At 46.1% G+C, this 22763-nt stretch carries 15 protein-coding genes; 9 read left to right on the top strand and 6 right to left on the bottom strand.

What is annotated here, in order from left to right; all coding sequences use genetic code 11:
* Positions 1-177: 177 nt before the first annotated feature.
* The 3 genes from ACUVJL_RS10155 to ACUVJL_RS10165 form a co-directional block, all read right to left on the bottom strand.
* Complete coding sequence (locus ACUVJL_RS10155; protein ID WP_445245725.1) at positions 178-573, bottom strand: SH3 domain-containing protein; 396 nt, start codon at positions 571-573, stop codon at positions 178-180.
* Positions 574-654: 81 nt separating this feature from the next.
* A complete protein-coding gene (locus tag ACUVJL_RS10160) occupies positions 655-2448 on the bottom strand; it encodes an N-acetylmuramoyl-L-alanine amidase (RefSeq protein WP_445245726.1) in 1794 nt (597 codons plus the stop codon).
* Between the two features lie 192 nt (positions 2449-2640).
* Positions 2641-4326 (bottom strand): potassium channel family protein, encoded by a 1686-nt coding sequence (locus ACUVJL_RS10165; RefSeq protein WP_445245727.1) that lies wholly within the window; start codon positions 4324-4326, stop codon positions 2641-2643.
* 375 nt (positions 4327-4701) lie between these two features.
* On the opposite strand from ACUVJL_RS10165, the gene ACUVJL_RS10170 reads away from it, so the two are divergent.
* The gene (locus tag ACUVJL_RS10170; protein WP_445245728.1) at positions 4702-5316 is read left to right on the top strand and encodes a COP23 domain-containing protein; all 615 of its coding nucleotides are present in this window, start codon (positions 4702-4704) and stop codon (positions 5314-5316) included.
* Positions 5317-5608: 292 nt separating this feature from the next.
* Here the strand turns inward: ACUVJL_RS10170 and ACUVJL_RS10175 are convergent, their stop codons facing one another.
* Positions 5609-9550 carry a cobaltochelatase subunit CobN gene (locus ACUVJL_RS10175; protein WP_445245729.1) on the bottom strand — a complete coding sequence of 1314 codons (3942 nt, stop codon included), beginning with the start codon at positions 9548-9550 and terminating at the stop codon, positions 5609-5611.
* Positions 9551-9769: 219 nt separating this feature from the next.
* Here ACUVJL_RS10175 and cobJ point away from each other — a divergent pair, with 219 nt between their 5' ends.
* A complete protein-coding gene (cobJ, locus tag ACUVJL_RS10180) occupies positions 9770-11524 on the top strand; it encodes a precorrin-3B C(17)-methyltransferase (RefSeq protein WP_445245730.1) in 1755 nt (584 codons plus the stop codon).
* Between the two features lie 107 nt (positions 11525-11631).
* Positions 11632-12255 (top strand): peptide-methionine (S)-S-oxide reductase MsrA, encoded by a 624-nt coding sequence (gene msrA / locus ACUVJL_RS10185; protein ID WP_445245731.1) that lies wholly within the window; start codon positions 11632-11634, stop codon positions 12253-12255.
* A 161-nt stretch (positions 12256-12416) separates the two neighbouring features.
* On the opposite strand, the gene ACUVJL_RS10190 is transcribed toward msrA, so the two are convergent.
* On the bottom strand, positions 12417-13178 hold the full coding sequence (locus tag ACUVJL_RS10190) for a nucleotidyltransferase domain-containing protein (protein WP_445245732.1): 762 nt from the start codon (positions 13176-13178) through the stop codon (positions 12417-12419).
* A gap of 220 nt (positions 13179-13398) precedes the next feature.
* The gene (locus tag ACUVJL_RS10195) at positions 13399-14340 is read right to left on the bottom strand and encodes a nucleotidyltransferase domain-containing protein (protein ID WP_445245733.1); all 942 of its coding nucleotides are present in this window, start codon (positions 14338-14340) and stop codon (positions 13399-13401) included.
* Positions 14341-14517: 177 nt separating this feature from the next.
* Between ACUVJL_RS10195 and ACUVJL_RS10200 the strand changes: the two genes are divergently transcribed.
* The 6 genes from ACUVJL_RS10200 (at position 14518) to ACUVJL_RS10225 (ending at position 22690) form a co-directional block, all read left to right on the top strand.
* Positions 14518-14646: a hypothetical protein gene (locus ACUVJL_RS10200; RefSeq protein ID WP_445245734.1), complete on the top strand. Its 129-nt coding sequence runs from the start codon at positions 14518-14520 to the stop codon at positions 14644-14646.
* 191 nt (positions 14647-14837) lie between these two features.
* Positions 14838-14975 carry a hypothetical protein gene (locus ACUVJL_RS10205; protein WP_445245735.1) on the top strand — a complete coding sequence of 46 codons (138 nt, stop codon included), beginning with the start codon at positions 14838-14840 and terminating at the stop codon, positions 14973-14975.
* Positions 14976-15015: 40 nt separating this feature from the next.
* The gene (locus ACUVJL_RS10210; RefSeq protein ID WP_445245736.1) at positions 15016-16341 is read left to right on the top strand and encodes a phthiocerol/phthiodiolone dimycocerosyl transferase family protein; all 1326 of its coding nucleotides are present in this window, start codon (positions 15016-15018) and stop codon (positions 16339-16341) included.
* A gap of 633 nt (positions 16342-16974) precedes the next feature.
* A complete protein-coding gene (locus ACUVJL_RS10215; RefSeq protein WP_445245737.1) occupies positions 16975-18432 on the top strand; it encodes an N-6 DNA methylase in 1458 nt (485 codons plus the stop codon).
* The gene (locus tag ACUVJL_RS10220; RefSeq protein ID WP_445245738.1) at positions 18429-21782 is read left to right on the top strand and encodes a restriction endonuclease subunit S; all 3354 of its coding nucleotides are present in this window, start codon (positions 18429-18431) and stop codon (positions 21780-21782) included. Before ACUVJL_RS10215 ends, ACUVJL_RS10220 begins: the two co-directional genes overlap by 4 nt.
* Positions 21782-22690, top strand: coding sequence for a hypothetical protein (locus ACUVJL_RS10225; RefSeq protein WP_445245739.1), 909 nt, complete (start codon positions 21782-21784; stop codon positions 22688-22690). The genes ACUVJL_RS10220 and ACUVJL_RS10225 overlap by 1 nt, the downstream gene beginning before the upstream one ends.
* The last annotated feature ends 73 nt before the right edge of the window (positions 22691-22763 follow it).

The following is a 22763-nucleotide window of genomic DNA, read 5'->3' on the forward strand; positions in this document are numbered from 1 at the left end:
CAACTTTTCGGTACATGAACGAAAGTGCTGCTGTGCATGGCTTTTGACTAATTTTAGCTCATAGTCTTACACATTGTCAACGCCGAACGCGAGTCAAAGTCTTTTGAGGTAAGGGTTTTAGGCTTATTCAGCAAGCCCTACATATATTGTCTGTAAAACCCGCCCCTAGGAAATTCGCTATTTCCGCCACCTGTCAAATTGGTCTTCGGAACAGCCATTAATAAATTGATTGCTCACCCAACCGTCAAGGATTGTCAAAGTTTCATTAGGAGGATTACCCGAAAATCTGGCCGCAATTTTCACCCAATTACCTTGTCTGCTGACAGCCCTAACTCCGTCTCCCCTTTTCAATTTAGCAACAACCGGGTACTGATTGCCTGGGCCTTTGCGAATGTTAACAGCGCCACCTTCACCTGTAATAAACGAGCATTGAGTTTGCTTTTTTAAAGCTTCTGCTTTTGCGGGATTAAGACTTTGCTGCTTGCCGAAAACAGGAAAGCTGTAAAGTGAGAAGCTAAAACTTGCAACGACTGCTGCAATAAAAAAGGCTTTTGATTGAGTAAAAATTAGCATTATTTCATTTCCTTGGATTGGCCGAACTGAAGTCATGATTATGAACTTTTTGAGAATGACTTCAGTCCTTACTACTAACTATTATTTTACAGAGGCAAACCATTCGGTAACACCTTGGGCGATCGCCTCGGCTAACTTCTTCTGTTCTGTCGGATTCACAATCCATTCAAATTCTTCGGGATTGATCATAAATCCCAATTCCATTAAAACAGATGGAGTAACGGCAGGACGAGTCATCGCTAAGTTGTTCCAGAATACACCATAGCTGGGACGGTTCAACTTGGCAACTAAATAATTGTGCAAAAACATTGCCAAACTGTGCGCTTGCGGGTGAAACCAGAAAGCGCCGACGCCTTTAGTATTAATGGCGTCGCCGTTATCTGGCAAAGCATTGTAGTGAAGTGAAATTGCGATCGCAGGTTCTTCTTTTTGAATCATTTCCACTCTCGGCGGCAAATCCAAATCGACATCTTCTACTCGCGTCATTACCACATTTGCGCCGCGATTTACCAATTCCTCTTGCACCAATTTCGACACAATTAAAGTTACTGTTTTTTCCCTAATTCCCACGGGGCTCACAGCACCTGAATCCTCCGGCCCGCCGTGTCCCGGATCGATGAGAATCTTAATTCCCGACAGCGGCTTTGCTTGCGACACAGGCATCATGCTTGTATTCACCGGCGGGTGTTTTAAAGACAGCACTAAAGTTGTGCCGTCGTATCTCAATTTATAGCCCCACTGCTGGGCAGATTTGAGATTAAAAGTATATTGTACTTGCAGTGGCGAGATTTGTTGCCATTCCAAACGTGAAATTACCGGGTCATCTGAGACGCGAATAATGTCAGTTTGAGCGGTAGTATTGTACAGCGTTAAAGTGAAGGTGCGTTCTCCTTCTTGCACGGTGACTGGGACGGTTGTTTCTAAGGGAAATAACACCTCTGTCCATCCGGAAACTTGACGCGAGCTGGCGCTGCGAATAATCGATCGCGGAGGCACTGAATCCTGGACAATTCGTACTTCCGAGGCTTTAATCCAACCACCGTAATCTAGCCGAATCCATTCTCCCTCGCGCCCGATAACTGTTGCTCGCGTTCCCTTCGGCAGCGGTGTCATCCGAGAAAAATCCGTACTCGCCCCGGTTCGGGCCACGCCCGGATCTGCCGTTACTTCTGCTATTTCTAAATCCGCCGGAGAGAGAATAGAAATCTTGCCAGTACCTTGTTGGCTGATAGTTCGATCGTTCATTGTTAGCTCAAACGAGGGTAGGCCTAAATCAACTTTTTCTCCCTTAGATGAGAGGGAGTTTTCAGGGGTTTTACCGCAGCCTTGATACTGTTCGCTGCCGCCTTTTTTGATGGGGGAGTTTTCACCTAACAGTACAGATTTGTTGTCGGGTAGTTCGACTTGCGATCGCGCTTTTAAAGGAATAGTAACGCCCGCCAATTTAACCGAAACTTGAGCATTCGCAGGTGCGATCGCCCCAAAGCAAATATATTCTCCCGGCAAAGTCGCCACATCGACTTTCGGCGTCAGGGAATCTTTAGCAAAAGCCAATCCTACAGGGACTTCGGGCTGATTCGAATCGCGCGTCACCTTAATTTTGAGTTCCTGATTTTCGTAACGCAAGGTAAAGAGATTTTCGCCGAGTTGCAGGGGAAAAGTCGGGGCGAAATGGCCGGCTGCGGTGCGCGAAATTTGGTTGTTATTTACCAAAACCTCACCCGGTGGGGGCGCTGTGCCGATTAAAAAGATGCGATCGGCTGTAGTTTTGTGGTTGGCGGGAGGATAAGCGACAAACAAAGGTTGAGCGGCGACAGCTACAGAGGCGATCGCCACGATCAGCCCAAACACAACTAATCCTAAAAATTTTCTCATTCTAAATCGCAACTAATTGAGAGTCTGTTGGTTATTTATACTAGGACTTGCGCTAAGAAACCCGGGAGAAATCCGGGAATAAACCGGGTTTCTGAGGATTAGCCGTAAGTCCTATTTACTATACAGAGCCCATTTTATCAGGTTTGTAGTTGCAATTGAGCGATATGCCACATAAATTCCCGCGTAAAACCATTAAGTTTTAATTAATTCCGAGGTCGTTCTCCACAGTTGATCCAACCGATTCGCGGGCATCGTCAAATACAAAACATCCCCCGCACTCAGACAACAATTCAGCAAATCCCAGCCGTGAATAGTTTGACACTTAGTTTCCGCATAAAGAGGCACAAAATCAGCAGACTTAGCAGCATCTTGAATGCGGTGGCCGCAGAAAGGATGTTTTGGCGTAATCAATGTGGCTAAGCAAACCCATAGACTATCAGCAGTCATTCCGTTTCCCAAAATTCTGCCTCCAATCGCCGCCGCCGCGAAAGCAGGAGCCGCCAATTCCGTCGGGTTCAAAACTCCTTCAAATTCAAAAACTTGCTGCACCATTAAAGCAAAATGTGGGTCTTGATTGCGGACAATAACTGATAGTTTTGGTGCCAATCCTTTAGCGCTCAAGGCAATTTCGACATTAGACATATCGCTGCTAGTTACCGCCAAAAGTGCTGCCGCTTGCTTAACATTAGCAGCTTCCAGAGTTGCGGCCAAACTGGCACTTCCCTGAATTACCGGAATTTTCATTGAGCGAGCCGTGCTCAGAAATCGGCAGTTCGGATCTTGCTCGATCACCACAATATCGTAACCGTTAGTGTGCAGTTCTTTAGCAATTTGGATACCCATTCCTCCGAGCCCGCAAATAATGTAATGATTGCGCTGCGGAACTCGCGCCACATCCCAATATTCGGTAAAGCGAGTTCCCAATACATAATCGTTGAGCAGTGCGTAGCAGATGCCGATGATTCCGGCTCCAACTAACATCATCACAACTGTAAATAGTTTAATGCTTTCGGGAGCTTGTTCGGCTACTTTTTCATGGCCTCCGGCTCCGGTAATCATCCCTACTGAAAAATAGAGAGAATCGACAATTGAGATATTATCGTCAACACAAATATAGGTAGCAGTAGCAACGGCAATCATTGATAGCAGCGTCAGTACAACAATTACTGCAGCTTGGCTGTGCTGCTGAAATCTGTGCAGCCTAGTTAATATTTTGAGCAGTTTTTGAGTTAAAGTTTTTTGGGGACTGTGGATAGTCGGCTGAGTGGCAACAATTAGCCGATCGCCCTGCTGACACGGCCGATCGGCAAGCACCGCCGATACTAAATCAGTTTTGTTAGCAGCCGGGAGATAATAAATCAACATTCGCGATCGATCGTCCCACAAATCGCTCAGTTTTCGATTTTTCCAAGGATGTGTTTCATCGATATATTCTTCGTGAATCGGCCAAGTGCGATCGAACAAACGCAACTGTCCTATAGCCTGACTTCCGAGAGCCGCAAAAGCAAAAACCGGAGCCGCCAATGATGAAACGCTCATGGAAGTGTGATCGAGCAAAGTGTGGTCAATTCTGTCGCCCAAGCTAGTATTGAACAATCTGTTGATGATGCGAATCTGAGGATTGAGAATCCTCGCCTGCATCAAAATTGCCAAATTCACAGCATCATCGTCTCCTGCAATTACTAAAGTGTGAGCGTTTTGAATGCCAGCCGCCAACAAGGTAGAAGCTGCTTGCAAATTACCGACAACCACATCAGAAGTTTCGCCGCGAATTGGGCGATCGCTAATACCAACCACAATCGCTCCTTGCTGTCTCAACAAACAAAAAATCTTGTATCCCGTGTGACCCAACCCGCAAACAATGATTCGAGGTTTCATAAAAAGTTATTTGCCAGCCTATTTCGGAGCTGTCCTTGTAGTTTTACTTACCATTGTTGACTGCCCTGGCTTTGCAGAATGTAGCTAAAAACACTATCTAGGATGTTTGTGCCGCAGTGGTATGGAAGTAGTGAAACAAGGACACCGCAGAGCCGTGTCTCTACAGCCGCCCGCGTTCCCAAGTTTTAAAACCAGGACACGGCAGTGCCATGTACCTACAGATATGAGGTGCAACTAACCTAATTTAATATTTGAAAAATATCCGGGTGCCACAGCCAAGCAGCAGAATCTGAATAGGTAGGGAGAGGACACTGCCCTGTCCCTACAACTATGACATCCGACATAAATTTAACTGCCTTAGCGGCAGAAGTTATTATGAAATTGACTGCGCCCTTATTAGCATCCGCTTTAGTTTTCGCCGGTACTGTCGCCTTTGCAAGCCAAGTGCAAGCAGCTCCAGCCAGCAACTCTTTGAATAACACTAAAACAACATTTCAGTGCGTTACTTCCGGTCGTAATATTGTCACAATTGCGCGGCGGGGAAATGTCACGACAGATCCAATGATTCTTTGGAAATCTACCGAGTTCGGCCGCGAATATACACCTTGGCAGCGCTGTCAAATTGTTTCCAATAGATTGACACAAGCTGTTGCCCAGAATGGCGGAAAATTGAGCAACTTGCAGTTAACAACAGGAATTATTAATAACTTGCCAGTAGTTTGTTACGTGAACGGACGGGGGCGCTGCAACTCTCAAAATCTGCTGTTCACCCTAGACAAGCGCAATGCAAAAAATCCTGGTGATGCTTTAACGAGATTGATTAATTTTGCCCAAGACGGCGGTGGGCCAGTTACAACGTTCAGAACCGGAGCTCAATCGTCTGCACCGCAGTTTGTTCCCTTTGGAGATATGGTCGATCGAGCTTTGAATTCTCCAAACAATAAACCGTCAGTTCCTGTAGCAAAACCGCAGGGCGATCGAGGTATTTAATCTCCCATTCTACTCGTTATCTACTCGTTACCAGGCTCTTCCTGGTAACGCAGATCCGGAGGCTCTGCCTCCAATTTTCCTGGAAGCTGGCGAGGCAGAGTCTCTGGATATCGGTTCCCAGGCAGAGCCTAGGAACGAGTTAAACTTGCACCTGAGAAATTTCTACTCGTTACCAGGCTCTTCCTGGTAACGCAGATCCGGAGGCTCTGCCTCCAATTTTCCTGGAAGCTGGCGAGGCAGAGCCTCTGGATATCGGTTCCCAGGCAGAGTCTAGGAACCAGTTATTATCGCATTATTCATAGTTCCCAACCCCTTCAATTTTCTCATCAGTCAACTCGTACAACTCGCGCAACTGCTGCAACTTATCGGCATCCGGCAGCCAAAAACCCCGCCCGTTAGCCTCCAACATTCTGCCGACAATATTGCGAAAAGCTTCAGGATTTGCCTCCCGCAACTTCTTCGCCATCTCTTCATCTAAAGCATAAGTATCAGCCGCCTGATCGTAAACCCAACCATCAGTAAAATCAGCCGTTCCGCCCCAACCAATTAACGCCGTCATGCGCTGCGAAATTTCATAAGCGCCGCCAGAACCTTGATTGGCCATCGCGTTAGCCCACTTAGGATTTAGCAACTTAGTTCGATATTCCAAGCGCAGCAAATCTTCTAAATTGCGCGGAGTGGTATCCTGAGAAAAACTTTCTACAAAACTCGTGTTAACCTTTTTGCCGCGCTGCTTTTCTGCGGCTTTCTTCAAACCGCCAGTATTCGCATAATACTCTTGAATATCAGTCAAACCGTATTCCACAGAATCAATTTCTTGAATTATGCGATCGCACCCTTGCAACAACTGAGTCAAAACCTCCGGCCTCGCTTCCCCCTTATCCTTCCTCCCGTAACTAAAAACATTGCGACTTTCCCAAGTTTTCCCCAACTCATCCCCCGATTCCCAACTACCATCAACAACCCTATCGTTAACCAAAGAACCAAAATCCCCAGCCGGATTAGAAAACAACCTCGCCGAATAATTCTGCACACCTTTTGCCTGCAAAATTAAAGCGTGTTTGCGAATAAAATTATCCGATTCCGGTTCATCAGCATCCGCCGCCCGCACGAACAAATCATCCAACAATTCAATAATATTTACAAAGCTATCTCGGAAAATACCCGAAAGATTTCCCAACACATCAATCCGGGGATGACCGACATCAGCTAACGGTTTTAATTCATAGCGAACAATGCGACCAGTACCTTCTTTTAGAGGTTCAGCCCCCACCAATTCTAGCAGAATTCCAATAGATTCCCCCCGCGTTTTTATCGCATCCAAACCCCACAACATCACCGCCACAGTCTCAGGATAATTCCCCTGTTCCTCAACGTGCTTCTCAATAATTTTCCGAGCAATTTCGCGCCCCCTTTCATAAGCCGCCGGAGAAGGCATCCGATAAGGATCTAAAGCGTGAATATTCCTGCCAGTTGGCAACACCCCAGCCCCATCCCGCAACAAATCCCCACCCGGTGCAGGCAGAATATATTCCCCATTCAAACCCCGCAAAAGATTAGTCAACTCATCCGTCGTTTGCCACAACAAATCCCGCACCAACAAACCCTCCTCAAAAACCCCATCAAACCCCTCTTGTGGCACAGGCATCTTGCCTGTGCTTGCTTGCGAAACAATGGTTTTTACCTGTTCCTGTGATAACCTCTCCCCAAAATAAGCCTCAAGATAAGAGGTCATTTCCTCAGTATTAGGCGGTTCCCCGAGAACGTGCAAACCCGAAGAAAACAAGCGACATTCCACCACCTGCAAATACTCGTAAAGCTTCACAAGATAGCGGTTAAAAGCATCAGCACTGAACATTCCCACATTCTCAAAACTAAAAGCAATCCCCAACTTGCGAGCCTCATCAAACGGACAATCAGCCTCCAAACCGCTATCTAAAACTTTCTTGCAAATAGCCTCTTTCAGCACATAATTCTTAGCAGTATCTTCTCGATATTCCGCAATCAAATCCCGCAAAGCCATCAATTCCTTGTACAAGCCAGCGCGGCCGTAGGGCGGCACATTGTGAGAAATCAAAACACCGTAACCGCGCCGTTTTGCCAACATCGATTCCGAGGGATTGTTAGCAGCATAGATATAAAGATTCGGCAAACTTCCCAACAAAATATCCGACCAAGAATAGCCAGTATTTCCCAGAGGAGATCCCGGCAACCATTCAACAGTGCCGTGCATTCCGAAGTGAACCACAGCATCAGCTTGCAAATCATTTTGCAGCCACTTGTAAAAAGCAGCATATTGAGGGTGAGGCGTCAAATCGCGATCGAACATTAAGCGCATCGGATCGCCCGAAATTCCCAGCGGCGGCTGCAAACCTATCCAAACATTCCCCAGTTGAATGCCACCGATTTGGAACTCGTCGCCGTCTGTCTTAATGCCCGTACCAGTTAAAGACTTCCACTGCTTTTCAATACGACTTGTTGACAAATACCCCAGCCACTTCTCCAGAGTTTTAACATTAACAGTATTGCCAAACCCTCCCCTCCCATCTGCGTTCATCCGCGTTAATCCGCCCCCATCTGCGGTTGCAGCATCATCCGCCTCTTTCACCCTGCGAATTAACTCCTCACCGTCAGCCGGAATTTCTCCAACGGTATAACCTGCTGCTTGAAGTTTGTGCAGGAAATTTAGCAGAGATTTCGGTACATTTAATAAAGCAGCCGTACCCGCCGCACCGTAACCGGGAGGAAACCCGTAGAGAATAATCGCAATTTTCCTTTCAGATGGAGGAGTTTGGCGCAATTTCACCCAATTGTTAATTCTACTTGTCAGGCGTTTCGCGCGATCGGGTACCAGATAAATATCCTCACCCACCAAACCGCCCAGGGGAACAGGATCGATCGCGCCATCCAACTCAGGCAAAGCATACAATACCACACTTTGCAAACCTCCAATCCCCTGACGAGTCCAAGAATGGATATCCTGAATCAGCAGAGGTGCGGACACAAAATAAGGTACATTTTTAGCAGTTAAAATGCGCTTAGCAACTTCCACCTGCCTTCCACCCTCCATCGAACCAGCAGGCCCGCCAACCAAAGGAAAGCCAATAGTAGAAACAATGGCATCAACTTCCACAGCATCTTTAGAAAGCGAAAGAGTTTCAATATTGCCTTGTTTTCGGCGCGCAGTTTCATCAGCAGTCGTCATCCAATCCCGCACCGCCACATGGCCTTCAACGCCATTAATAAAAATCGGCAAAGGCACAATTCCCGCATCTTCAAAATAGCGAATCAATTGAGGAATATAAGGCAGCTTCGTGATAACGTGCTTGCGGTAAAGCAAGAGGCCCACAACTGGGGATTTTCCTCTGTCTGAATTTTGAGACCAATTGGTCTCAAATTTTGTGGAACGGGCATCTTGCCCGTTAAAAACCCGGTCTAAATTTTCAGACAAATTAGTCTCAAATTTTGTGTAACGGGCATCTTGCCCGTTATAACCCTTCCTATCAAGATGTCTAGCCTCTTTTGTGGAACGGGCATCTTGACCACCCCTAGCACTTTGATTACCGAGATACCAATCCAAATATTGCCGAGGCGATTCAAAATAACCATTATAATCAGGATGCAATAAACCCATATTGGGAGTTTCCACAGGCGGCGGAATTTCTGCAACCTTCAGCCCCAAATACTTTTCGGCAATAATCCAAAACATCGAGACAACATTATCCGCACCGCCCGCATTCCAGTAACCATAAATAATCAGCCAGTTACGCAAATCTTGCACTTTTTGCACCGGCACATACTTTAATAACTTCGGCCCCACCTTCAAAAAGCTGATATAACCAGCCAGCTTATCTTCTTCTCGCCCATTGCTGAACTTATCCAGAATAAACTTAACAGGCTTCGGCATTCCCTGCGGTTTGTCGCCAATTTTAAAAGCGCCAATTTGAGTAAGACTCATCAATTCCAAAGCCGACTCAAAAACCAGGCGAATCGGAATATTTTGCACCCTTGGACGCAGCCACATTACCGCATCGTAATCAAACAACAAACTCCCGAAAAACACATCAGCATTCAAGAGGGCAGCCGCTACAGCGTCCGGTTCGTCTGCGAGGGCGCGATCGCTAAAAACCCGTACTTCCAATCCCTGACACCCAGAAACAGCCAACTCAGCAGCTTTCCGGTACAAATCAGCATTAAAAGATTCAAACCCTGCAATTAAGACAATGCGTTTCACAGCCCAACCTCGGAATATTTGCTTATTTAAATGATAAACTAATCGCAGAGATTCACAGGCAAGATGCCTGTACCACTAATAAAACAGAAAAACTTCTTGCTACACTTCTTACTCTTCCTTCGCGCCCTTCGCGCCTTCGCGGTTCGTCAAATATTTATTCTGGAACTAACAAAAAATTAAAATAATCAAACCACTCCAAACACACACATAATTAAAACCGTGAATCGAATACCTCCCGCAATAGTTATATTAGGTCAAAACAGCCAGCCGATCTCCAAAAAAATCTCCGCCCATTTCCCCGGTTCCCAGATTTACGGTTTAATCGATCGCACGAACGACACAGACATCAACTTTAGCAACTTCGGCGAAACATTGCGAGAATTATTTGCAACAGAAACCCCAATCATCGGCATCTGCGCCGCCGGAATCATCATCCGCACCCTCGCCCCGCTGCTGTCAGACAAACGCGCCGAACCGCCAGTTTTAGCCGTCGCAGAAGACGGAAGCGCCGTCGTACCGCTGCTGGGCGGTTTGCACGGCGTTAACGATTTAGCCAGAGAGATTGCAGCAGCCCTCGGCGTACAACCTGCAATTACCACCACCGGAGATATCCGCTTTCGCACCGCGCTGCTGAGTCCTCCCCAAGGCTATTATTTGGCAAATCCAGAGGACGCGAAGACTTTTATTTCAAATTTGCTCGCCGGGGCAAAAGTACGCCTAGAAGGGGCTGCAAGCTGGCTTTCCGAGAGCAATTTGCCGATCGCCCCCGACGCAAAATTGACTATTCGCGTCACCGAAAAAGCAATTGTGCCAACGCCCGATTGTTTAGTTTACCATCCGCAAATTGTGGCAGTTGCACTCACAAAGCTATGGAATATTGAGCCGGAAATAGCGGTTTCAGTTGTCCAGCAAGTCTTGCAAAATGCAGGTTTAGCGCCAGCTTCCGTTGCGGGATTTTTTGCATTAAAAGAGGAGATGGGAAACCCGGCACTTGAAGCAGTTTCACAATATTTTAAAGTCCCCGTCCGCTTTTTCAATCTCTCCGAACTTGTCGAATTAGACTCAATTGAATTCATCGAAAATAAGGCCGCACAAATTGCCCTGACAGCAGCCGGTGCAAACAGTCACTTAATCGAGTACGATCGCCCAAACGCACTGAATATCGCGATCGCCCTAGCCGCCCAACCCTTTGATGCTAGGGCAATGGGAGTTAGCCGCGGCAAACTGGCGATCGTCGGTACCGGCCCCGGAGGCGCGCAGTGGATGTCCCCGGAGGTTAAGGAAATTCTGCGCGAAGCCACGGATTGGGTGGGTTACAAATTTTATCTCGATTTAGCCGGAACCCTGCGGTTCGGACAAAAGCGGCACGATTCCGACAACCGCGAAGAGATCGATCGCGCCCGTTTTGCCCTAGATTTAGCAGCATCGGGCCAATCTGTAGCCGTGGTTTCGTCGGGAGATCCGGGTATTTTTGCGATGGCTGCAGCGGTGTTTGAGGCGATCGACTTTGATGCCAAACCCGAATGGCAAGGCATCGATATTCGGGTGGCACCGGGCATTTCAGCCATGCAGGCAGCCGCTGCTGCGATCGGAGCACCCCTCGGACACGATTTTTGCGTGATTTCGCTTTCCGATATTCTCAAGCCTTGGGAGGTCATAGAACAGCGGATTGCGGCGGCGGCTGCTGCCGATTTAGTTATGGCATTTTACAATCCCATCTCGAAACAGCGGATTTGGCAACTCGGAAAAGCGATCGAGATTTTGTTGCAAAGTCGCGATCCTAAAACCCCCGTCATATTGGGGCGAAACCTCGGCCGGCCCGGTCAATCTGTGCGCGTTTGCACCCTCAGCGAATTCCAGCCGCAAGATGCAGACATGAGAACTTTAGTTATTGTCGGTTCGAGTCAGACTCGGATTATTCCCCGCAAATATGGAGATGTTTGGGTTTACACACCGCGCAGGTACCAAAAATAAGTCCAAGTGATTTGTCAAAAACAACATTTCTCTCTTATCTCTTTCTCTGCGCCCTCTGCGCCCTCTGCGGTTAATAAAAAAAATCTCCTTCACACAACCAGCCACCAATGAACACAAAAATACCAGAAACAATAGAAACAGCTACATTTGGACTTGGTTGTTTTTGGTCTCCCGACGCGCAGTTTGGAATTATCAAAGGAGTCCTGCGAACTCACGTCGGTTATGCGGGCGGGACTACAGCAAACCCGACTTATCATAACATAGGGAATCATATTGAAGCGGTCGAAATAGATTTCGATCGATCGCAAATTTCATATCCAGAACTGCTAGAGATTTTCTGGAGAAGTCACAATCCCCGGCAATCTCCTAGTTGGTCTCGCCAGTACATGGATGCCGTTTTCTATCGCACTGAATCACAAAAGCAATGTGTGGAAGTAAAACTCGATCGCGAAACAGCTAACGGCGGCGAAATATATACATTAATTCAGCCTTTGACCCAGTTTTATTGGGCTGAGGATTACCATCAAAAATATTATTTGCGTCAGGAACCGGAACTGATGCAAGAATTCGATCGCACTCAGTTTGTTAACTCCACTGTAGCAGCAAGAGTCAACGGTTATGTCGCGGGCTTCGGCAGTTTCTCCAATCTCCAAGAGAAAATTAGAGATTTTGGTTTGTCTGCAGCCGGATGCGATAAATTAGAGAAAATAGTCTCCAGAATCCGACATTAAATTTTACCTAACTCTTGTGGGATGGGCGTCCCGCCCGTCCGCGACTAATCTGTAGCGACTAATCTGTAGGGTGCACGGCTGCACCAGACGACTAATTTTACCAGCTATTGTGGGATGGGCGTCCCGCCCGTCCGCAGTATGCAAATTAGACATGAAATAGCTTAGTTCACAGATGACATCCTCACCTTTACCAGAAAATCGTTAAGAGCAACCTTTGCATTAGGATTTGACGGCAAATGACTTGTAAAACTTGCCTCTTCTAATATATTAATTAGCCGATCGCGCTCTTGCTGATAAAATGCTATATCTGAATCTTCCAGCACAGATTTTTCCTCCCCAGCCAGCTTGCGATCGATCAAATCAGGAATATACGACAACTGGAACTTCTCGTTAAGTTTCACCAAATTCGCCTCGACTTCCCCCGTTTGCATCAAGTGAATCCCAGCCAGCAACACCCGGTAAACATACAGCAGTGGCTTAACCCGACGCGGGCGTTCTTTCTCAAACAATTTCCATTGAGTTTGAGCAAAACCGAGATAGTGGTGGCTGTGGTGCTTGGTAATGCAGTTCGAGGCGATATCCTTTAATTCCTCGTGTTCCTTTGTACTGTAAACTATCAGTGGCGAATACAGTTGTTCTAGCACGTAGCCGTTGCGCTTCAACAGCAACTCAAAAAATTTCTTGATGTCGTGAGTTACTAAATCGAGTTGCATTCCCTCCCGAACTTCCGACACTTCGATTGTTTCTTCTCCAGAAATCAGGCCAATTACTTTCGGTAGCGGTAAGATGTGTACCCCCCGCAAGTCGAAGTCAGAATCTGCGGAAGGAAAGCCGTATAAGTGCGAACCGCTGACAGTCGCAAACAGCAGCGGATAAGGTTGAACGGAGATAATTGGGGCGAGATTAGAGATGTATTCTGTCATTTTTTCAACATTTTATCAATGCTAATTTCAATTCCGGTTAAGCTGTCGCGCATTTAAATTGTATATTCAGGGCGGGCGGGACGCCCACCCCACAAGACTTTGATTTTTTTTGACATACAATTTAAATGCCGCAACAGCTTAAACAATTGCAAATACCTGTAGAGGCGGGTTTTACCAACCATATATGTCTCAAATTAATGATCTCGTAAACCCGCCCCTTTTAGCCGATCGCACCTCTACGAGATTTAATCAAAAACAGATTCGCTTTCTCGTAATTAGGACGTTCTGGCAACTTAGTTGCAGCAAAAGCGCGATCGAACTCTGCGTGCAAACTCAACCGCCAGCGATTCACCTCTTCCCAGGATATTTCTTGGTTGCGGATAGATAAAAGTTGCGATCGATAATCCTGCACGCGAACGGGCACAAACCCCTCCTTGAGCACCGTAATTCCTGACAGCAGCAAGCGAATTAAGTGCATCGCGTGCTTCCAACGAATTTCCCCGGTATTGCGGAGGTCTTGCTCCATTTTTTTAAATTGAGACAAAACGTAGCTATTGTAAGTTTGATAAACCAATTGAGAAAGAAAGATTTCCCTAATTTCCAGCAATTCTTGTGCTACCGGAGAAAGTGTTTCTACTAAAGGCGTGTACAAACATTCTAGCACATTTGGATTAGCTTTTAGTGCCAAAACTAAAAACTTTTGCAGTTCCCAATAGCATTCCTGATTTTCCTTGTTTTCCAATTGTTCGGGGATGCCGTAAAGCGACCAATGAAGTATTGCCGGCGGCAGGTAAATTCCCCGTCTGTCTGTATCAGATTTCTCCTTATCAAGACCGTAGGCTCTCGAACCAAGAATGCAGCGGTAAATTACAGAATCATAGAGGTTGTATTCTGCCAGAAAATCTCCTCCTGACTGCAATCCTTCGCTCTGAAACTGCTTGCGGATACTGAGTTCGTGCCGCCGCAGACTAACTTCTGTTCCGTCTGGGAGTTTGACTAAATATGCGTGGGAATTGTCCGTAGGCGATTGAACGATGACGCCTACTAATCCCGGTTTCCAAGATTGGTCGCTGGCGGGGTTCTTGACCTCGATTTTGGTGACAATTTGGGTTCCTGCGGGGATGATTAAGTTGAAATTTTGAGGAAGATTGGCATTTGCCATGAGGAAACCTCCTGCGGGGCACGAGCTACAATGTTAGTGTAGCATATGTGTAGTATAAAAGGTGAGTTTTGGGCGATTCCCTTCGGGATAGCTTCGCTTCACGGGGATTTGGCCTTGTTGAACATAGCCTAATTCACGATCAAGGAGCAACACCGCCAGCGACTTAAGGAAAAGGTGTTGGAAATTGTCGAGACTCACCAGACAATTCCAGCAATTGGCAATGGGGAAGCGGTGACGGACTTGCAACTGGTGGGGTTAGAGCGTACACTGAGGCAAGAGTTGCATGGGGGAAAGGTGCAGTTGTAGAAGTCGAATATTCGCAAGGTGTTTAATCTGAAGGTTAATAGTTTCTTATTGTTTCTGCGAGAGTAGTTCGAGATTGAGGCATTGCCAGATTATCAGGAAGTGGTAGGCGGAATTTTGAGAATTTTAGTGCTGCCCAACCGCTGTTTAACGCCAATCAGATTCGGTTGTTACGGGCTGTGCAGAATGTATTTTTGAAGAATCGGCGATTGGAAGTGGCGGAGTTGTATGAGGAAGGGTGGGATCTTTTTGCGGAGGATGCTGTGGAAAGGTGGTTTACTGAGGAACAGGTGGATGAGTTAATTGAGTTGACTGAGGAGTTTGTGGCTTAATAGTTAATCATTAATTTCAGATAAAAGAGCTATTAAATTTATGAATAACAACAGAGCGCTTTCGGTCATAGAACAAGCGATGGAGCTATTGAACCGCCAACATAGCTCATTTAATATAGTAACAATCAGCCGGATAAAAGGTGAAATTAGGGAAGAAATTTTGAGATCGGCGTTAGATGCCGTTCAAAGCATTCATCCTTTACTGAGTTCTCGGATTGTTGGGACGCTGGATCATCTAGAATTTACAAATCAAGGAACAAGAAAAATTCCTTTATGTGTAGTTTCACAGGGCATAAATGACAACTGGGAAGATATTGTGAGAGAAGAATTGAACAAAAGTATGGATAGCAGTCAGGTTCTGCTAAGGTGCATTCTTCTTTACCAGCAATCCGAAATCAACACCAGCTATTTAATCACAACTGTAAATCATGCCATATCAGACGGATTATCTTGTATAAGTCTACAATCAGAAATATTGAAATGTTACCAAATAATTGCCTCTGGCAATTCCCTTGATATAGATTGCGGGTCTGCTATTCCACCCTTAGAGGAATTATTACCTAAATGGATGAAAGGAAAGAAAGGGATCGACAATGGCAAATGGTTTTTGCTGAAAATGAAATTACAAATGCTTTTACATAAACCCGAACAATTAGAGTCTGAAGAGACTGTTCCCCTTGAGTCTCGTAGTTGTGGCATGAGTCATAGATTCTTAGAAAAAGAGTTGACCCAAAAATTAATTGAACTTTGCCACCAAGAAAATACCACAGTACAGGGGGCGTTATGCGCAGCAATGCTACTTACAGTAGCTAATAAAATTAGAAGGGAAAAGCCAAGGACAATTAAGGTTTCATGTCGTTCTTATGTAGATTTGCGTAGGCGCATAGAACCTCCTATTAAACATAAACACATGAGTGTTTTAGCTTCATTTTTAACTTCATTCCATCAGATAAAACCTCAGATGTCGTTTTGGGATTTATCAAGAGATATTACTAAAGATATTGAATTAGGTTTAAAAAGAAAAGATTTTTTTAAGCCTTTAATGCTTTTCCGAAGAATTATTGAATATTATATTAAGAATCCTGAGGAATTTCTCATAACAAGTGGGGTTACTAATATTGGCCTAGTTGATATTTCTGAAGTTTATGGGGATTTGGAAATAGAAGAAATCAGTTTTGTTGCGTCTGATGCTATTTTTGGCAAAAATTTTACAGTTGCAGTTGCAACTTTTAAAGATAAAATGCTTTTTAATTTCATAGCATCTAAGCCTTCACTTAGTCAAGAAACTATAGAGTTGCTTGCTACTGGTGTCATCAATTGTCTGATTGAGGTTTGCCAAGAAAAGGTTATAATGGCTGTCAAATAATGGCAAAAGAGGAAAGAAGTCACCCATGCTAACCAATCCCGAACTCCGATCGCCAGTTGACCCAATTTGGGAGAGATTACGATCGTCGGAACTCTGGAACCCAAAGCAGGATGAGGTTTTTTATCAGGGGCGCAGGTTACAATGGAGAGGTTGCTGAAGTTAGAGCATATTATGGGAATAAAAGTGCGGGAGTTGATGAGTTTTATAGATAAAAAATGCAAGTTAGAGAAGTTATTAAAATCTTAGAAGATGATGGTGGGTATTTAGCTAGAACAAAGGGCAGTCATCGTTAATTTAAACACCCAAAAACGGCTGGAACTGTGTCAGGTAATTTAAGGGTTGATATGCCAATTAGTACCCTTAAAGTTGAAATTTTGAGGAAGATTGGCATTTGCTATGAGGGAACCTCCTGCGGGGACACGAGCTACAATTACTGTAGCATATGTGTAGTATAAAGTGGACTAAGTAACTAAATTTGAGAAGCACCAGAGTTTTCGCGCCTTTGCTTTTGTAAGTAATGGGGATATGACGTTATTTCTGGGATGTCGGAAACGAATGGACGAGTTTTAATTTCCCTAAACTGGGGCAAAAACCTGTTGCCTGAGCAGAGCAAGAGGTACAATAACTTTGCTTATGAATAACATCACCCACGACATCGTTGCCAAACTCTGGAATCTCTGTAACGTCCTCAAGGACGACGGAGTGACCTATCACCAGTACGTAATCGAACTCACGTACCTGCTGTTCCTCAAGATGGCCAAGGAGACCAGCACGGAGAACCAACTTCCATACGGTTATCGCTGGGATGACCTAGAAGGTAAAGCCGCACTTGAGCGCCTGGAGTTCTACAAACTGCTGCTGATCGAGCTTGGTAATCGCGGTTCTACACTCGTTAAAGAAATTTTTGCTAACGCTAGTTCCTCCATCAAAAAGCCCACCACATTTTCTACGCTGGTCACTGAGATCAATAAGCTTGACTGGTACAGCGCCAAGCAGGAAGGTCTGGGCGATGTGTATGAAGGGCTGCTTGAGAAGAATGCTAATGAAAAGAAGTCCGGTGCTGGTCAATACTTCACACCCCGTCCGCTGATCGACAGCATTGTACATATCATGCGCCCTACGCTAGAAGACATTATTCAAGACCCGGCAGCAGGTACGGGCGGCTTTTTGATCGCTGCCAATCGCTACATACGCGAAAACAGCGATCCACAGAACTGGACAGAAAAACAGCAACGCAAATACCGCCGCAATACTTTCTACGGCATGGAGCATGTGCAGGACACGCACCATTTAGCATTAATGAACTTGATGTTGCATGGAATTGAATTTAATCCACAAGAGGCTGGTATCCGCTACGGCGATACGCTCTCGCCGGAGGGAGAAGCCTTGCCAAAAGCAACGCTAATTCTCTCCAATCCACCCTTCGGTTCCAAGAAAGGGGGTGGCTTACCTACTCGCAAGGATTTTACTTTTCCTACCAGCAATAAACAGTTCTGCTTCCTGCAACACATATACCAAGGTCTCAAGCCTGGTGGTCGCGCTGCGGTGGTGTTGCCGGACAATGTACTGTTTAATGGCAACATGGGCAAGCAGATTCGATCTGACTTGATGAACAAGTGCAATCTGCATACTATCCTGCGTCTACCGACTGGCATCTTCTACGCACAGGGAGTTAAGACTAATGTGCTGTTTTTCACTCGTGGTAAGAAGGAAAAGGGCAACACCCAAGAAGTCTGGGTATATGACCTGCGTACCAATATGTCGCAGTTTGGCAAGCGCACCCAACTCACACGCAAGCACTTTGTCGAGTTTGAAGTTGCCTTTGGCGATGACGCATTCGGTAGCCCTGCGAGTCTTGCCAAGCGTGTAGATACTGGGGAGCAAGGGCGTTTCAGAAAATTTACCCGCGACTCGATAGCAGAACTTGGTGACAGTCTGGACATTTCTTGGCTCAATGATGAAAGCGAAGACCAAAACAATAAACTAACAGAACCCGCAACACTTGTACAAGAAGCGATCGGCGAATTGGAAGCCGCAATAGAACAACTGCGCGGAATTCTGGAGGAGTTGGGTGAGGAGGTTGAGGTGTGAGCGAACTTCCTGAAAATTGGACTATCACTTCGTTGTCTGAGATTGCTACCTGGGGTTCCGGTGGCACACCTTCACGGACAAACTTAGCCTATTTTGGCGGTGGCATCCCATGGATTAAGACTGGTGAACTTGGTAAACCTCTGATAGAGCGCACCGAAGAAACCATGAGCGAGCTTGGTCTTGCTAACTCTAGTGCGAAAGTATTTCCAAGGGGATCTGTTGCTATTGCGATGTATGGTGCAACTATTGGTAAAGTTAGTGTTCTCGGTATTGATGCTGCGACTAATCAAGCTTGTGCAGTAGGAATACCCGATCAAAATCTGACGACTGACGAGTTCTTATATCACTATCTATGCTCACAAAAAGATGCGCTTATTGAAGCGGGAAAAGGTGCTGCCCAACCAAATATCTCACAGACTGTCATTAAGAACTGGTTGGTTCCTCTTCCACCACTTAACGAACAAAAACGCATTGCCGATAAGCTCGATGCGCTACTTGCGCGGGTAGATGCTTGTCGAGAGAGGCTCGATCGCGTCCCCCTCATTCTCAAACGATTCCGCCAATCTGTCCTCACCGCAGCAACATCCGGGCAACTTACAAAGGATTGGCGGGCTGAAAATAGAACCTCCGACTTGAACGATCAAATAAATGTTGGATTGACCAGATTCGACTTTGCAGATGCGAACTGCTTCGGTGATTACAAATTTCCGGCAAGCTGGAGGGCTGCTCGATTAGAATATATTGCAGAGATTGTTGGTGGAATTACGAAAGACTCGAAGAAGCAAGACCCAAAGGATGAGGAATTGCCATATCTAAGAGTGGCTAATGTACAACGAGGCTTTCTTGATTTGAGTGAGATAAAGACCATACGAGTACCCCAGCCGCGTGTCGAAAAACTGTTACTTAAGAGAGGAGATATTCTCTTTAATGAAGGCGGTGACATTGATAAGCTCGGCAGAGGATGGGTGTGGGATGATGAAATTGAGCGCTGTACGTTTCAGAATCACGTATTTAGAGTTCGACTTCACAACGAATCCTTTGAGCCCAAATTTTTTTCTTGGTATGGAAATTTGCGAGGGTTCGATTATTTTCTCTCAGTTGGTAAGCAAACGACGAATCTCGCTTCAATCAATAAGACCCTTCTATCGGCCCTACCGATAGTAATTCCTCCAGTGGAAGAACAACGAGAGATCGTTCGTCGCTGCGAAACCCTCTTCGCCTATGTTGATCGCCTTGAAGCCCGTTACCATAGTGCCCACGCCCAGGTTGAAAGCCTGACAGCTGCTCTGCTAGATAAGGCATTTCACGGCGAACTGGTGCCACAAGATCCCAATGATGAACCAGCATCTGTGCTTCTTGAGAGAATCCAAGCCGAGAAAAGCCGTATGAAATCTGAGCGCAAGACAACACGCATTGTCCACCGCTCAACCAAAGAGTCCCCAAAAAACAGCATGAAACAACCATTAGATTATTCGGAGGCTATTCGTTCCACTTTTGCGGAGATGGGGGGCAAAGCTGATGCTCGCCAACTTTTTGACCAAGCAGGATTTAGCAAAGACGAGGTAGTGCAGTTTTATGAAGCATTGCGTGCTACCCCAGAAGTATCAGTTGCCTTTGACAAGCATCTGGAAGAAAGTCCGCAGCAACAAAGTTCAATTGTTAATAGTACAGCTAAAAATTCCACAGCCAAAGGACATTTCCGCTTGGTGGAGCTTTGGTTGGAGGATTTCAAGAACCTGACTGACTACACAGTTCGCTTTGACCCCTCCCATAGCATTGATATTGTGCTTGGTTGGAATGGCACCGGAAAATCCAACCTTTTTGAAGCCTTAGTTATTATTTTTCGTGATCTGCACGAATGGGTAGAGCAGAATCGGTGGCCAGACAAACCAATGAAGGGCTATCGACTACGTTACCAAATGGATGAGCAAACATTAGATATCTCTTGGCATCCGGGGGAAATGAAACGCCCCAATTTGAAGATGGTAATATTTCAAGAAGGCACGAAGGAGTCAGAGAACCTCAAAATTATCAATCGACGAAAACTACCATTACCCCAATTTATCTTCGGCTATTATTCTGGTCCCACAAATCGTTTGGCTGAACATTTTTTACCAATGAAACAGGCTCACTATGAGCGCTTGCTAAAAGCGACATCCGATGATCCTGGCACTCTTGCGGATCTCCTGGAGCAGCGGCGGTTCTTTTGCGCCGAAAATCATCACGCAAAATACGTATTACTTGCCTTTTGCCACAAGGAAGATGCTGGTATTAGCCGCTTCCTTGAAGACCGACTGCGGATCGTTGGTTTCGAGTCGGCACTATTCGTGATCCGCCGGCCACGTTGGGCGAAGAAAGGTCAAACTGCTGAAAATTTTTGGGGCGCAGCCGGCATCATGCGTCGAGTTATGGAGCGGCTCCGGCGATTTGCCATTGCGCCTATGGTAGTTGAACAGACCATCCCAGACGGTTTTCGATCAAACCGTGAAGACCACTACTACTTCTTTCTGCCTGACTTGCAGAGCTTGCACGCCTTTGCTGCTGAATATCAAGATGCACGGACATTCTTCCTCGCTCTTGAGAGTACTGACTTCTCGGAACTGATCTATGACTTGAAAATTCAGGTTCGTGTGAAAGCGACGAATATGAAGCAAGTGCCGATCACGTTTCACGAGTTGAGCGAGGGCGAACAGCAACTGCTCATGGTGCTGGGCTTAATGCGCTTCACAAAATCCCATCAGTCTTTAGTGCTGCTTGATGAGCCGGATACGCATCTCAACCCGCATTGGAGTGTGGAATACCTGAAGCTGCTGACTCGCGTGATGAGCGAGGACTCCAGTGAGTCGGAAGAACAACAAACTAGCCAAATTCTCATGTCAACCCATGATCCCTTGGTCATCGCAAGTCTATTCAAAGAGCAGATTCACCTCCTCAAAAGGGATTGGCAAACGGGTGTTTGCAAATGGGATCAGCCAACCGTTAACCCGCGTGGACTTGGATTTACTGGTATTCTTACGAGTGAAATGTTTGGAATGCGGAGCGACCTTGATGAAGAAACGCTCGCGGATCTGGACAATAAAGTTCGCCTTGTAGCCAAGGAGGGTTCCTTAACCCCGGAGGATGTTAAAGATATTGAAGCAATCAACAAACGTTTGGAGGCAGCGGGATTTCAGAAAGCGTTTAGCGATCCCTACTATGCGGCTTTTATTCGTGCATGGAGCCGACGACACAGCGAGTTAATGGCTGGCGTCCGATTCCTCAATCCAGAACAACAGGAGGAGATTGATCGGATCGCACGGGAAGTTCTTGAGGAATCTATTGCAGAATTGCAAGCAGAGGTGGTGGACTGATGCGCTGGGTTGACATCGACAAAATTGAGCTTCCAGATGAATGGGAGAAACGGGCTGAGGATGCCCTCAATCAATTGCGACAGGAAATAGAGGATGCTGCACAGGCTGCTCAATTGGCTGGAGAGGATATTGCGGCTGCACGAAAGACAGCGATTACAGAGGGATTGAAAAAAAAATCGCGCCAGCAAGTTTGGCGCGAGCTCGCCAAGCCCTTATCCATTCTCCGAAATGGAAAGTGCTGGTATTCCGAGAGTAAAAACCCAACTTCTGACAAAGATGTCGATCACTTTCGTCCGAAGAACCGAGTAGCAGAAGATCCTGATCATGAGGGTTACTGGTGGCTCGCATTCCAATGGAATAACTATCGCTACTCATGTCAATGGTGTAACCAACGTCGCGTTGATAATGCAAACGGTACTCAAGGAGGGAAGTTGGATCACTTTCCAGTCGCAGGAAGTTTCAGGGCGCGGCTAGAAAGAGATAACTGGAAGCAGGAAGAGGTTGAGCTTCTTGATCCGATCGACCCAGACGACTGGAAACTGCTAACATTTCTCCCCAATGGACAACCTACTCCTGCAAAGAAGAAAGGTACGCGAGAACATAATAGAGCTGCAACTTCGATTTTGGTCTACCATCTTCACTGTAGAGAGCTTGTTGTTGAGCGAAAGACTTTGGCTTCGACTATTCGGAAGCTTATTGAAAACATGGAAATGCTCCGTTCAAAAATCACTGATCTTCAAATAAAAGAAGTCTACAAAAATCAACAGAAGGATCTTCTTCGGGCTATTGATGATAATTCAGAATACTCAGCTGCAGCATTAGCCTACGCACGGGCTGAGATATACAAGATGGAGTGCGGTCTCCCGGTGAAGAGACAGTGGCTCGAAGATATTCTCAATTTGAAGTGAGTATGAAAGGGGTTAAACTAACGACGCTGCTGTGTGGGGCAATTTAGTCTGAAGTTCCCCCACGGGTGCAACT

This window comes from Microcoleus sp. OTE_8_concoct_300 (genome assembly GCF_031383065.1).
Taxonomy (GTDB): domain Bacteria; phylum Cyanobacteriota; class Cyanobacteriia; order Cyanobacteriales; family Microcoleaceae; genus Microcoleus.